Genomic DNA, 13,433 nt, shown 5'->3' with positions numbered 1-13,433 from the left:
TTCCGCCAGTCTTCTAGCCGAGCGCGGGCGCAGAGGCAAAACAGCTGAGCGGGCGTAACTCAGCTCGCTGCTCACACTGCACTTGAGGGCGAGATCAGGCCCGTCGCGGCATGGTCCCGAGAACGAGACAGATCGGCAGAAGCGTGGCCATGGCAAGGACGATCATGGCGAGCGCCACGGCCAGCATCGGTCAGCTCCTCGCCTGTCCATCCGGACTGGCGTCCAGTGTGACGTCGGGAGCTTTTGGACCTTGATCCTTGTCGGGCAGCGGATCGGCCTGAGATTTCAGGTCGGCGGCCTTGCTGATCAATTTTGCGGAGAGGTCAGAATCCGAGGTGGTTCTGGCGAATTTCATCAGCAGGGAGGCCTGCTTCGTGAGGTAGGTTTTGCCCAACACGTCGATCAATCCGATGTAGAATTCCCAACGGACTAATGAGTCCCGAGACGGGCATTCGTTCCCGGAACTCTGTACAAAAATGCACAAAGTCTTTTGGTTCCTCGCCGTCAGGCGAAATAGGTCCCGAAACGGTCAGATTCCCAGCGCCGTGAGGGCATTTCCAACGTCGCGGGGGGAGGTCACATGGACCGCCGTCAAGCCGCGGGCTCGCGCCCCCTCGACATTCTCGGCGAGGTCATCAAAGAACACGATGCGCCCGGCGGGTACGCCGATCGCGGAGACGACGTGGTCGAAGGCCTCGGCATCCGGTTTGCGCAGACCGATGCTGGACGACAAATACAGCTCGTGGAAATGGCCTAGCACGTCGGCATATTCCTTCGAGAAAAAGTCCACATGGGGACGGTTGGTGTTGGAGAAGGCGTAGAGCGGCATCCGCTTCGCCGCCCGCGGCAGCAGCTCGGCGATGTCGGGCATCTCGCCGGCGAAGATCGCGTTCCAGCCCTCCAGGAACTGCGCATCCGAGATGCCGATCCCGAGCGAAGAGCGCAACGAGGCGAAATAATCCTCGTCGCTGATCTTTCCCATCTCGTGCAGCCGATAGGCTTCGCTATCCCGCACATAGCGCGCGACGATGGCGTCGGGCTTGCAGCCGGCATGGCCCGCCCAGCAGGCGATCGCCCTGGAGAAATCGATATCGAGCACCACGCGGCCGAGATCGAACAGAAGCGCATCCGCGCTGCCGGGAGAGAGCGGTGTCACCTGCATCCTTTCACTCAGTATCGATATGGCTCGTGATCGAACAGCGGAAACGCGCTGAACACGCTCGGCGCGTTGGTTGCGGCCGCCTGGTGCAGGCAGGATTTGTCGACCCCGGCGAACGAGGTGGCACCCAGCAGGCCGAGACAGCGCAGCACTTCGTCCTCGAGCAACTCCAGCATCCGCGCCACGCCGGCTTCGCCGGCCGCCGCCAGCGCCCAGCATTGCAGCCGGCCGATGCCGACGAGGTCGGCGCCTGCGGCGATGGCCTTGACGATGTCGGTGCCGCGGCCGAAGCCGCCATCGACCATGATCTTGGCGCGGCCCTTCACCGCGTCGACGATCTCGGGCAGCAAATGCATGGCGCCGCGGCCGTGATCGAGCTGGCGGCCGCCATGGTTGGAGACGTAGATCCACTCGACGCCGTGATCGATCGCGATCTGCGCGTCCTCGGCGGTGGCGATGCCCTTCAGGATCAGCGGGATATTGAACTTGTCCTTGATCATCTTCACGGTCCGCCACTCCAGACCCTTCTGGTAGTCGCCGCCGGTGGCGCGCAGGCGGCTCTCCCGAACGTAACGCTTGGCGATGTCACGTTCGCGACGGCTGTAATGGGCGGTGTCGACCGTCAGGCAGAAGGCGGCATAGCCGTTCTTCTCGGTCCGGCTGACGACATCGGCGACGAAGGCATCGTCGCCGCGGACATAGAGCTGATAGATTCGCAGCGCGTCGGGGGCGGCTTCGGCAGTCTTCTCGAGCCCGGGCTCGGACACCGAACTCAGCATGTGCGCCGCACCGAACGTGCCGCAGGCGCGTGCAACGCTCGCCGCGCCATCCGGATCGAAGATCTCCAGCGCGCCGACGGGCGCGAGCACCAGGGGCAGGCGCATCCTGCGGCCGAAATGCTCGACCGTGCCGTCGACCTTGCGAACGTCGCGAAGCACGCGCGGGCGGAAGGCGATCTCGTCCAGCGCCATGCGGTTGCGGCGCATCGTGGTCTCGGTCTCGGCGGCGCCGACGATATAATCCCAGGCATTCTGGTTGAGATTGGCACGCGCTTTGCGGATGAATTCGTGCAGATTCTGGAACGGCTCGTTGCTGGCGCCGAGTTCGACGTTCCTTTCCGGCCGGATGCTGGGTGCTTCGTTCATTGTTATCCTCCCGAGAATTTGAAGCCTTGTCTGATCGCCTAACCCGTCCGGCTCTGCAAAACCATCCTAAATTGGGTATGACTGCGCGGCGTGGCCGGTCCGCCGATTCCCGCCGCGCCCGAACGGGTTCTGCAACGTTGCCAAAAGTTTAGGTTCGAACGAAGGGATTTTTTCGGTGTAAACGCCGGCGTGGCATCCCGGCCTTGAAGAAACCAGAATGGTATTGTGAGAAACAGGCTGGATCGCCATTTGCATGGCGGCTCCCAGCCCAACCGAAGCGCGAGAAAAAGGCCAGCCTATCCATGCGGAAAACCCTGCTGTTCCCCCTGGGCGCGCTCACGGGAGCGTGTCTGACCCTTCTGGTAGCCAGTCCGCACGGCAGCGTATGGGCGGCACGGGCGGCAGCGAGTGCGGATGACGCCTATTCCAAGCTCAATTTGTTCGGCGAGGTGTTCGAGCGGGTGAAGGCGAGCTATGTCGAAAAGCCCGACAATGCCAAGCTGATCGAAGGCGCGATCACCGGCATGGTGACCTCGCTCGATCCGCATTCGCGCTACATGAACGACAAGGCCTGGACCGAGATGCAGGAGACCACCTCCGGCGAGTTCGGCGGGCTCGGCATCGAGGTCACGATGGAGGAGGGCCTGGTCAAGGTCGTCTCGCCGATCGACGACACGCCGGCGTCGAAGGCCGGCATCATGTCGGGCGACCTCATCAGCAAGATCGATGGTGATGCCGTGCAGGGCATGACGCTCGAGCAGGCCGTCAACAAGATGAAGGGGCCGGTCGACACCCAGACCAAGCTCACGATCGTGCGCAAGGGCGCCGACGCCCCGCTCGACGTCGCGATCAAGCGCGAGATCATCCATGTGCGCCCGGTGCGCTTCCACGTCGAGAACGGCGACATCGGCTATATCCGCGTCACCTCGTTCAACGAGCAGACGACCGACGGCCTGAAGAAGGCAATCGCGTCGATCTCGAAGGAGGTCCCGCCGGAGAAGCTCGTCGGCTATGTGATGGACCTGCGCAACAATCCGGGCGGCCTGCTGGACCAGGCCGTGTCGGTGTCGAGCGCGTTCCTGCAGCGCGGCGAGGTCGTCTCGACCCGCGGCCGCAATCCGGAAGAGACCCAGCGCTTCACCGCGCATGGGGGCGACCTCACCAAGGGCAAGCCGCTCGTCGTCCTCGTCAACGGGGGTTCGGCCTCGGCTTCCGAGATCGTGGCCGGTGCGCTGCATGACCACAAGCGTGCGACCATCATCGGTACGCGCTCGTTCGGCAAGGGCTCGGTGCAGACCATCATTCCGCTCGGCGCCGGCAATGGCGCGCTGGCGCTGACCACGGCGCGCTACTACACGCCGTCGGGCCGCTCGATCCAGGCCCAGGGCATCGCGCCCGACATCGAGATCCTCCAGGACGTGCCGCCCGAGCTGAAGGGCCGGATGGATACGATGGCGGAGTCCCAGATGCGTGGGCATCTGTCGGCCGCCGACGGCACCGAGCAGACCGGATCGCAGTCCTATGTCCCGCCGGAAGAGAAGAACGACAAGGCCCTGCATGCGGCCTACGACTTCCTGCACGGCCAGACCGCGAATGCCGTCGCGGCCAAGCCCGCATCGAAGGCCACGGTGCCGAACTGAACCCTCGCGAACTGTGAGACGTCCATCGCCCGGGAGCGGATACCGCTCCCGGGCGAATTCGTTTCGGACGCCGTCTCAGCCCGGGTTCACGGCCGCAAAGGTGGCCTCGTAGCGGCCGCCGCGCTCGGCCCATCGCCGGACGAGTCACCACGGTCAGATCCTCACGGGCTGACGTCTCGGCTCAAGAACGACGACTGCTCAAATTGCCCGCGCGCCGGGTCTTAACTGTGTCAGGGCGACGCCGGAGATCGCGAGCAGTCCACCGACAATCAACTTGGGGGTGACGCGCTCGCCAAGGAACAGCACGCTCGACATCAGGGCGAACACCGGAAGCAATAGACCGAAGGGTGCGACGCGGCCCATGGAGCAGCGGGCGATCAACCAGAACCAGAGGCCGAACCCGACAATTCCTCCGATGAAGATCGTATAGGCGAGCGCCAGCCAACCGCGTCCATCCGCCGTGACCAGGCTCGCGACTTGTCCATGCTCAAGGAGCAGCGACATCAACATCACCTGCGGCACCGTGAACAGCGACGACCATCCCATCAACATCAGGGGATCAAAAGGGCCGAAGCGTTTCGTCAAGACGTTGGACACGGCGAATGCGAAGGCGGCCGCGACCACAAGCAGCAGCGGAAGCGCGTTTGCCGACAGGCCGGGCCCCGCTGCCAACACGACCACGCCGGCGAATGCAAGAGCGACGCCGGCGGAGGTGGTCAGTGAGGGCCTCTCGGCAAGAAGCGGCCACGCCAGCAGGACCGTGAAGGGCGTGGCGAGTTGATATGCGACGGCCGACATGCTTCCCGAGCCGAGCCCAAGGCCGACATAGAACAGCCCGAAGTTCAGTCCCCCGAGGAAAATCGAAATCGCTGCGATCGGGCCGAACTGCCGACGCGTGGGCTTCTTGACCACCGGAACGAGCAGCAGCGCGATCGCCAGGAAGCGCAGCGCGAGGAAGAAGAGAGGCGGAAACTCCGTCACGCCCACCTTGATGGCCACGAACTGATAACCCCAGAGCAGGGGAACGGCCACGGCACAGACGATCTCTATGGCGGACATGGCACCCTTCCTTTCAAGACCGATTGGTCCAGATATTGGCGTGTTGACGGCGGAGGTGCCCAAGGTCGCTATCCCAATGAAACGGGTTGTCTACCTGATGAAGCGGTCGAGAAGAGCGTCGGCGGTGGCTTGCGACTTGCTCCGTGTCGGTGCCGTTTTGCCGACCACGCGCAACCCCTCGACGAAACAGACCAGAATTCCGGCGGCACTTGCAGGCTCGACGCCGTCGGCCAGCTTGCCCGCCGCCTTCGCGCGGGAAAGTGCATCGGCCACCCTGGCCTTCATGGCTTCGAAAAAGCTCGCGATGCGACGCTCAACGTCGGCATCCTGACCGGCCAGTTCCATGGCCGTGGCCACCAGCAGGCATCCACGCCGCCCCTTGGCGCCGCTGGTTCGGTCGACATACCCGGCAAGGAAGGCCCGCAGGCCGTCCACCGGCTCCCGGCGGGACGCCAGTTCAACATCCATCCGTGTCAGGGCATCGGCGATGTAGCGATCGAGCGCACGCAGGAACAGCGAGTGCTTGTCACCGAATGCGGCATACAGGCTGCCACGCGAGAGCTTGGTCGCACGAAGAAGGTCCGGCAGCGCCGTGGCGTGATAGCCACGCGACCAGAACACACCCATCGCGCGTTCGACGGCGGCTTCCGTGTCGAAACCTCGGGGCCGGCCACGGGGTGACTGGACTGTGGCTCGGTGACGCATTTCCGATATATAGACCAAATGGTCTTTAATTCCAAGCGGTCCCCCTGGGCCCCATGAGCTGACGACCGCACCTGTGGGGCAGATCCCTAGCTCGCCTCGCGGCGGCGGCCTTCCTCGCTACCGCGCTGGGCGAGGCGGCTGCAATGAACTGCGAACAGCTCCAGCACCTGGTCGGCCGGTTTTGCGGCGCTGAACAGATAGCCCTGCATCTCGGAGCAGCCGAGCGCGCGTAGCAGGCGCTGCTGCTCCTCGGTCTCGACGCCTTCGGCCGTGGTGGTCATGCGGCGCGCGGCCGCCAGATTGACGACGGCCTGGACGATGCTGGCGGAGCCGTCGGGGCCGGCGATATCGTTGACGAAGCAGCGGTCGATCTTGATCTTGTCGAACGGGAAGCGGTGCAGATAGCTCAGCGAGGAGTAGCCGGTGCCGAAATCGTCGAGCGCGATGCGCACGCCGATGGCGCGGAGCTGGTGCAGTATCGCAAGCGCGGTGTCGTCGTCGCGGATCAGCACCGCCTCGGTGATCTCGAGCTCGAGCCGGCTCGCGGGCAGATTGGACGCGGCGAGCGCCGCCACGATCTTCAGCGCCAGCGTGCCGCTCTTGAACTGCACCGGCGAGACGTTGACGGCGAGGCGGATGTCGTCGGGCCAGGCGGCGGCGTCGCGGCAGGCGGTGGCCAGCACCCATTCGCCGATCTCGTTGATCAGGCCGGTGTCTTCCGCGATCGGGATGAATTCGGCGGGCGAGACCATGCCGCGTTCGGGGTGGCGCCAGCGGACCAGCGCCTCGCAGCCGGTGATGCGGTCGTCCTTGAGGCTGAGGCAGGGCTGGTAGTAGACCTCGAGGCCGCCATGGGCGATGGCGTGGCGCAGGTCGATCTCGAGCTGGCGCCGCTCGTGGATTTTGGCATCCATGGCCGGCTCGAAAAAGCGATAGGTCCGGCGTCCGGCGGCTTTGGCGGCATACATCGCCATGTCCGCGTTCTTCAGGATCTGGTCGAGCGCCGTGCCGTGTTGCGGCGCCAGCGCAATGCCGATGCTGGCCTCGGTCGCAAGATGATGGCCCATGCAGTCGAAGGGGGCGCGGATGGCCTCGAACACACGTGCGACGAGCTCGTTGACCTGGTCCAGCGATGTCACCGCTCCCTGGATGATGGCGAATTCGTCGCCGCCGAGCCGCGCCACGAAGTCCGCCGGCCCCGCGCAGCGGCGGAGGCTGTGCGCGACCGACTTCAGCAGTTCGTCGCCGACGAGATGCCCGAGCGCGTCGTTGACGCCCTTGAACTCGTCGATGTCAATGTAGTGCACCGCGAGCTGCTCGCCCCCGGCGACGACGGCCAATTCCTCGCGCAGACGCTCGTGGAACAGGGCGCGGTTCGGCAGGTCGGTCAGCGCGTCGTAATGGGCGAGATGGGTGATGCGCTCCTCGATGCGCCGGCGCTCGGTGATGTCCTCATGCGTCGCCACCCAGCCGCCGTCCGCGAGGGGTTCGTTGACGATCTGGATCGAGCGCCCATCGGAGGTGTCGATCACCATGGAATTGCGCGCATGGATGTCGCGCAGGACCCGCGCGACGTACAGGTCCACATCGCCCGTGAACGAGCCGGTGGCCTTGCGGTGTGCGATGATGTCGTGGAAGCTGCAGCCCGGTCTCACGATTTCGGCCGACAGCCCGTACATCTCGATGTAGCGCTGGTTGCATATCACGAGCTGCTGCGAAGCGTCGAACAGCAGCAGGCCCTGGGTCATGTTGTTGACGGCGCGATCGAGACGCTGCTTTTCCAGCGTCAGCCGCTCGCGCGAAAGGCGGTGCTGCTGCATGAGCTTGCGCACGATCGCGATCAGCACGCCCGCGATGGCGAGCGCGGAAGAGGCGGCGACCGAGATCAGGATGCCGATCTGCTCGCGCCAATCCGCAAGGGCCGCGGCGCGGGTCGTGGTGGCCATCATCAGAATCGGGAAGTGGGGCAGGGCATGCGCGGAGATCAGCCGGTCCTCTCCGTCGACGGGACTCGTGAAGTGACCGGCGAAGTGATCGAGCCCGAAGACCCTCTGCTGCTCGAACGCGCCGTTCTTGAAATTCCGCCCCATCAATTCGCTGGAGTGAGGATAGCGGGCGAGCAGCGTGCCGTCCCGGTGCAGCATCGAGATCGTGGCGCTCTCGCCGAGCACGACTGGTTCGAAGAATTTCTCGAAATTGGCCGGTTCGATGCCGCGTCCGACCACGCCGATGAACTCGCCGTTCGGTCCGTTGATCCTGCGCACGATCAGGATGGTCCAGGCGCCGGAGACGCGGCTGTACAGCGGCTCGATCAGCACGTCCGGCGAGTTGGGATCGTATTTGAAGGTCCGAAAATAGGCGCGATCGGCAACGTTCACTTTCGGGGCTGGCCATGCCGCCGACGAATTGATCAAATTGCCTTCGGCATCGATGACGTTGACGCCGCCCATATAGGGCAGTGCCTCGATCTTCGAGCGCAGCATCCGGTGGATGTCCTGGCCGGCGAGGCGCTTGCGAAAGTCCTCCACGGTTGCGATGCCGCTGATACGGACGTGGTCGACGAAGTCCTTCTGGATGACGGCGAAATCCTGCAATTGCTGATCGAAATGATGGGCGAGCAGCAGCACGGTATTTTCCAGCTCGCGGGCGGAGTTGCGCAACGCGCGTTCGCAGAAGTTCTGCGCCATCAGCGTCGCGCCGACGGCGATCGCCGCGATCAGCAGCGCGCCGCCCACGACCAGCCAGCGGATCGGCCCGCTGCGCGCGAAGGCCTGGTCAAAAAGGCGACTGCCGAATCTCGTCATCATGCTCGATCGTTGCCGTGCACACGTCAGGGTCATTCTCGGCCCCGAAAGCATCCGTTGGTTTACGGGAACGGGGTGGAGGCAAAGTTAGGAAGGTGGGTTAACGCGCCGTGAACGGACGCGCACAAAAGCGATCGATGCGCGGGACACGAGACGTGCAGGATTTGCCGGTTGCTTGCGCCGGGCCGGTCAATTCCTGCCGGGCATCGCGATGATCAACGCGAGCTTAACCATCTAAGGTGCTGGCGATCCTCATGTCCGCATTGGCACACGAATTGCGAGTGTCTTCGCAACGAAGCAGAGAGGATACGATCATGAAGAATACTTTGAAGAATTTTCTCGCCGACGAAACCGGTGCAACCGCGATCGAGTACGGCTTGATCGCCGCCGGCATCGCGCTTGCGATCATCACCGTCGTGAACGGCATGGGCAGCAAGCTCAATACAAAATTCGGGTCGATCAGCACGTCGCTGAAATAGCGGCGCGCACCAGAGCATTTTCAAGCGAAGTGGGCACCGGTTCGCGTAAAGAAAACGCGTTAAAACAGAAATCCGGAGCTCCGTTCCGATGCAATCGGAATGAGGTTCTAGACGCGGTAATGGCCGGACTTGCCGCCGAGCTTCTCGACCAGGTGGATGCCCTCGATGCGCACGCCGCGCTCGACCGCCTTGATCATGTCGTAGATCGTGAGGCAGGCGACCGAGACGGCGGTGAGCGCCTCCATCTCGACGCCGGTCGGCCCAGTGACCTTCACGCTGGCGCGGACGAGGCAGCCGGGCAGCTTTGCGTCGGGCTCGATCTCGACCGTCACCTTCGACAGCGCGAGCGGATGGCAGAGCGGGATCAGCTCCGAGGTGCGTTTGGCGGCCATGATGCCGGCGATGCGGGCCGTGCCGAGCACGTCGCCCTTCTTGGCGTTGCCGGAGACGATCAGATCAAGCGTCGCCCTGGTCATGACGACGCGTCCTTCCGCGACCGCGAGCCGCTCGGTCGCGGGCTTGTCAGACACGTCCACCATCCGTGCCTCGCCGGAAGCGCCGATGTGGGTGAGGGCAGGGCCGACCCTCCTGGATGGCCTGGTCGCGGAGGACTTGGCCGCGGAGGACTTTCGCGCCGAAGATTTGCGCGCCGAGGATTTGCGCGCCATGTCAGCGCGTACCCGTCGCGAGCGCAGTCTCACGCGCCAGCAGCGTACGCGTGGCGGCGGTCACGTCAGCCTGCCGCATCAGGCTTTCGCCGACCAGAAAGGTCGACATGCCGACGCGCTCGAGCCGGGCGAGATCGGCGGGCGTGAAGATGGCGCTCTCGCCGACCATCAGCCGGTCCCCGGGAATCAGGGGCGCCAATCCTTCACTGGTCGCAAGCGTGGTTTCGAAGGTGCGCAGGTTGCGATTGTTGACACCGATCATCGGCGAGCGGAGTTTCAACGCCCGGTCGAGCTCGGCCCGGTCGTGGATCTCGATCAGCACGTCCATGCCATAGGCGATAGCAGCGTCTTCGAGATCCTTGGCGGTGGCGTCGTCGAGCGCAGCCATGATGATCAGGATGCAGTCGGCGCCATGCGCACGGGCCTCCGCCACCTGATAGGTGTCGAACAGAAAGTCCTTGCGGAGCACCGGCAGCGATGTCGCCGTGCGCGCTGCCACCATGAAGTCGAGATGGCCCTGGAACGAGGGCGTGTCGGTCAGCACCGACAGGCAGGCGGCGCCGCCGGCTTCGTAGGCCCTCGCGAGCAGCGGCGGATCGAAATCGGCGCGGATCAGTCCCTTCGAGGGCGAGGCCTTCTTGATCTCGGCAATCAGCGCGTAGTCGCCATGGCCGAGCTTGGTCCGGATCGCGCGGAGGAAGCCGCGCGGAGCGGGTTGCGCCTTCGCCGCCGCCTCGACGTCCGAAAGCGGCCGTGCGCGCCTAGCGGCTGCGATTTCCTCGCGCTTGTACGCTTCGATCTTGGTCAGGATGTCCGACATGGGAAACTCAGCCGTTGGAGACCGCGATCAGATGTTTCAGCCGTGCGCTCGCCGCGCCGCTGTCGAGCGACGTTGCGCCGATCGCGACGCCTTCCTTGAGATCCTTGGCGCGGCCAGCCACCACCAGCGCCGCGGCGGCGTTCATCAGCGCCACGTCGCGATAGGGGCTCGGCTTGCCGTCGAGCACGCTCTGCAGCGCAATCGCATTGGCGTCGGCGTCGCCGCCCTTCAACGCACCGGGCTCGCAGCGCGGCAGGCCGGCTTCCTCCGGCGTCACCTCGAAATTCCGGATCTCGCCATTGTGGAGCGCGGAGACGAAGGTCGGGCCGGTGAGGGTGATCTCATCGAGGCCATCGGAGCCGTGCACCACCCAGGCGGATTCGGAGCCGAGATTCTTCAGCACCTGCGCCAGCGGCTGCACCCATTGGCGGGAAAACACGCCGACCATCTGCCGCTTCACGCCGGCCGGATTGGACAGGGGGCCGAGCAGATTGAAGATCGTGCGCGTCGCCAGCTCGACCCGGGTCGGGCCGACGTTCTTCATGGCGGGATGATGGGCGGGGGCGAACATGAAGCCGATGCCGCATTCGCGCACGCAGCGGCTGACCTGTTCGGGCCGGAGGTCGATCTTCACCCCGAGCGAAGCCAGCACGTCGGCGGCGCCCGAGCGCGACGACAGCGCGCGGTTGCCGTGCTTGGCCACCGGCAAACCGGCACCCGAGACGATGAAGGAGGCGCAGGTCGAGACATTGACCGAGCCCGAACCGTCGCCGCCGGTGCCGACGATGTCGACCGCGTCCGCGGGCGCGTCGACCGTGAGCATCTTGGAGCGCATTGCCGCGACCGCGCCGGTGATCTCGTCCACGGTCTCGCCGCGCACCCGCAGCGCCATCAGGAGGCCGCCCATCTGCGAGGGCGTCGCCTCGCCGGACATCATGGCGTCGAAGGCGGACGCCGCTTCCTCACGCGACAGGCTGGCGCCGGTCGCCACTTTTCCAATGATCGATTTCAGGTCGTCCATCGCGTGCTTTCAACTCACTGGTTCGCGCCGGTCACCTGCGCGAAGGCGGCCTGATTGATGCTGGTCCCGATGTCGGTTTCGAGCTTGTTGACATAGGAGGCGACCTGCTCCTCGGTTTGCGCGCGGTCGAGGCCGTCCTTCAGCTTCTTGACCGCGTCGGAAGCGGCGTCGACCGTGGGATCGATGATGTCGGTGACGCGGAACACGATCACCTCGGTGCCGCCGGTCACCGGCGTCTGCCCGACGCCGTCCTTGGCGGCGCGGAAGGCCGCCGCCACGACGGTTGCGGGCACGCTGGCGGGCGAGTCGTCGCGCTTGAAGCCGGTCGCGGTCTCGACCTTGGCGCCGACCGCGGCTGCTTCGTCGGCGAGCTTGCCGCCGGATTCGAGCTTCTGCACCATCTCGGTCGCCTTGGCCTTCAGCTTGGTCGCGATCTGGTCCTGCCGCCAGCGCGCCTCGACCTGGTCGCGAACTTCGTCGAGATTGCGGTCACGGGACGGCGTGATGGCAAGCACGTCGTACCAGACAAAGCCGCCCTTGAACGAGATCGAGTCGTTGTCGACGCCGACGTCGGTGTTGAAGGCCTGGGACACCACGTCGAGGCCCTGCGGGATGTTGGCGACCGCCTGACCGTTCGGGGCGCGGCCCGAACGGTCGACGGCGTCGATGGTCACGGCGGTGAGGCCGAGCTTCTGCGCCGCGTCGATCACGCTGGAGCCGCCGCCGCGCTCGTCTTCCATCTTGTCGCGAAGATCGGCGACCTTGACGCGCGCGCGCTCGGTGGCGATCTCGCGCTTGATGTCGCCGGCAAGGCTGGCGTAGTTCGCCTCTTTGCCCGGCTCGATCTTGTGGACCTTGACGATCGAGGTGCCGAGAGCGCCCTGGATCGGCTGGCTGATCTCCCCCGCGGGAAGCGCGAAGGCGGCAGTCCCGACTGTGGGATCGAGCGAGGATTTGGTCACGAGCCCAAGGTCGATGTCGGAGGCGCTGAGCCCGCGCTCCTTGCCGAGATCTTCGAACGACATCCCGCCGACGAGCCGCTCGCGCGCGGCCTGCGCCTCGGTGGCGTTGGGGAACACGAGCTGCTGGATCTGGCGCTTCTCCGGCGTGCCGAGGCGGTCCTTGCGCTGGTCGAACAGCTTTTTCGCGTCGTCGTCGGAGACCTCGCTCCACTTGCCGATCTCTTCCGGCGAGACCACGACGAATGCGATCTTGCGATATTCGGGCGCGCGGAACTGGACCTTGTGATCCTCGAAATAGGCGGCGAGCGCCTCGGGCGAGGGCGCGTCGATGGTGCCTGCCTGGGCCGCATCGAGCCTGACGAATTCAATGGCGCGCTGCTCGTTCTGGAAGCGCGTCAGCACGTCGATCATCGCCTTCGGCGGCTCGAGACCGGCGCCGATCGTGCCGGTGATCTGCCGTCGCAGCGAGACCTTGCGCTGGTCGGCTACGTAGCGCTGCTCGGTATAGCCGAAATTGCGGATCATGGCCTGGAAGCGGTTCGGGTCGAAGCTGCCGCCGACGCCCTTGAAGTTGGGATCGTTCATGATGACCTGGCGGATCTGGTCGTCGGACTGGCCGAGCCCGAGACGGCGCGCCTCTTCGTCGAGGGCGGCTTCCGCGATCGTCTGCTGGAGCACCTGGCGGTCGAGGCCGAACGCGCGCGCCTGGTCAGGCGTCAGCGGACGGCCGAACTGACGGCTGATCTGTTGCAGGCGATCGGTGTAGATCTGGCGGAACTCGTTCAGCGAAATCTCGGTCCCGCCGACCTTGGCGACCGTGGACTGCCCGAAGCCTTTGAAGATGTCGGCGATGCCCCAAACGCCGAAACTGACGATCAGCACGCCCATCACCACGGCCATAATGGTCTTGCCGAGCCAGTTTGATGAGGCCTTGCGCATTCCTCGAAGCATTTGGTCCAACTTGTTTGGCA

At 65.0% G+C, this 13,433-nt stretch carries 12 protein-coding genes; 2 read left to right on the top strand and 10 right to left on the bottom strand.

Annotated features, from left to right (window positions below):
* Window positions 1–190: 190 nt before the first annotated feature.
* The 3 genes from JQ572_RS33770 to JQ572_RS33760 all read right to left on the bottom strand — a co-directional run bounded on the left by JQ572_RS33770 (window position 191) and on the right by JQ572_RS33760 (window position 2,304).
* Window positions 191–397: a hypothetical protein gene (locus JQ572_RS33770; protein ID WP_211387189.1), complete on the bottom strand. Its 207-nt coding sequence runs from the start codon at window positions 395–397 to the stop codon at window positions 191–193.
* 132 nt (window positions 398–529) lie between these two features.
* Window positions 530–1,162, bottom strand: a complete 633-nt coding sequence (locus JQ572_RS33765; protein WP_211387159.1) for an HAD-IA family hydrolase — start codon at window positions 1,160–1,162, stop codon at window positions 530–532.
* Between the two features lie 8 nt (window positions 1,163–1,170).
* Complete coding sequence (locus JQ572_RS33760) at window positions 1,171–2,304, bottom strand: alpha-hydroxy acid oxidase (RefSeq protein WP_211387158.1); 1,134 nt, start codon at window positions 2,302–2,304, stop codon at window positions 1,171–1,173.
* A gap of 302 nt (window positions 2,305–2,606) precedes the next feature.
* Here JQ572_RS33760 and JQ572_RS33755 point away from each other — a divergent pair, with 302 nt between their 5' ends.
* Window positions 2,607–3,944: a S41 family peptidase gene (locus JQ572_RS33755; protein WP_211387157.1), complete on the top strand. Its 1,338-nt coding sequence runs from the start codon at window positions 2,607–2,609 to the stop codon at window positions 3,942–3,944.
* A gap of 198 nt (window positions 3,945–4,142) precedes the next feature.
* Here JQ572_RS33755 and JQ572_RS33750 read toward each other — a convergent pair whose 3' ends face one another.
* The 3 genes from JQ572_RS33750 to JQ572_RS33740 form a co-directional block, all read right to left on the bottom strand.
* Window positions 4,143–5,003, bottom strand: a complete 861-nt coding sequence (locus tag JQ572_RS33750; protein ID WP_211387156.1) for a DMT family transporter — start codon at window positions 5,001–5,003, stop codon at window positions 4,143–4,145.
* A 90-nt stretch (window positions 5,004–5,093) separates the two neighbouring features.
* Complete coding sequence (locus JQ572_RS33745; protein WP_249129680.1) at window positions 5,094–5,630, bottom strand: TetR/AcrR family transcriptional regulator; 537 nt, start codon at window positions 5,628–5,630, stop codon at window positions 5,094–5,096.
* Between the two features lie 164 nt (window positions 5,631–5,794).
* Window positions 5,795–8,515 (bottom strand): bifunctional diguanylate cyclase/phosphodiesterase, encoded by a 2,721-nt coding sequence (locus JQ572_RS33740; protein ID WP_211387155.1) that lies wholly within the window; start codon window positions 8,513–8,515, stop codon window positions 5,795–5,797.
* Between the two features lie 311 nt (window positions 8,516–8,826).
* Here JQ572_RS33740 and JQ572_RS33735 point away from each other — a divergent pair, with 311 nt between their 5' ends.
* Entirely contained in the window at window positions 8,827–8,991 is a 165-nt protein-coding gene (locus JQ572_RS33735; RefSeq protein WP_211387154.1) for a Flp family type IVb pilin, read from the top strand.
* Window positions 8,992–9,098: 107 nt separating this feature from the next.
* On the opposite strand, the gene moaC is transcribed toward JQ572_RS33735, so the two are convergent.
* Genes moaC through JQ572_RS33715 form a run of 4 tightly spaced genes read right to left on the bottom strand, consistent with a single transcriptional unit; the run spans window position 9,099 to window position 13,413 of the window.
* A complete protein-coding gene (moaC, locus tag JQ572_RS33730) occupies window positions 9,099–9,659 on the bottom strand; it encodes a cyclic pyranopterin monophosphate synthase MoaC (protein ID WP_256807247.1) in 561 nt (186 codons plus the stop codon).
* A 1-nt stretch (window position 9,660) separates the two neighbouring features.
* A complete protein-coding gene (gene trpC / locus JQ572_RS33725) occupies window positions 9,661–10,479 on the bottom strand; it encodes an indole-3-glycerol phosphate synthase TrpC (RefSeq protein ID WP_211387153.1) in 819 nt (272 codons plus the stop codon).
* 7 nt (window positions 10,480–10,486) lie between these two features.
* Window positions 10,487–11,500 carry an anthranilate phosphoribosyltransferase gene (gene trpD / locus JQ572_RS33720; protein WP_211387152.1) on the bottom strand — a complete coding sequence of 338 codons (1,014 nt, stop codon included), beginning with the start codon at window positions 11,498–11,500 and terminating at the stop codon, window positions 10,487–10,489.
* 14 nt (window positions 11,501–11,514) lie between these two features.
* Window positions 11,515–13,413 (bottom strand): peptidylprolyl isomerase, encoded by a 1,899-nt coding sequence (locus JQ572_RS33715; RefSeq protein ID WP_211387151.1) that lies wholly within the window; start codon window positions 13,411–13,413, stop codon window positions 11,515–11,517.
* Between the last annotated feature and the right edge of the window lie 20 nt (window positions 13,414–13,433).

This window comes from Bradyrhizobium sp. SZCCT0153, from assembly GCF_018129995.1.
Lineage (GTDB): Bacteria > Pseudomonadota > Alphaproteobacteria > Rhizobiales > Xanthobacteraceae > Bradyrhizobium > Bradyrhizobium japonicum_G.
Note: the sequence above shows the minus strand (reverse complement) of the source record. Positions and strands in the feature narration are given on the sequence as shown.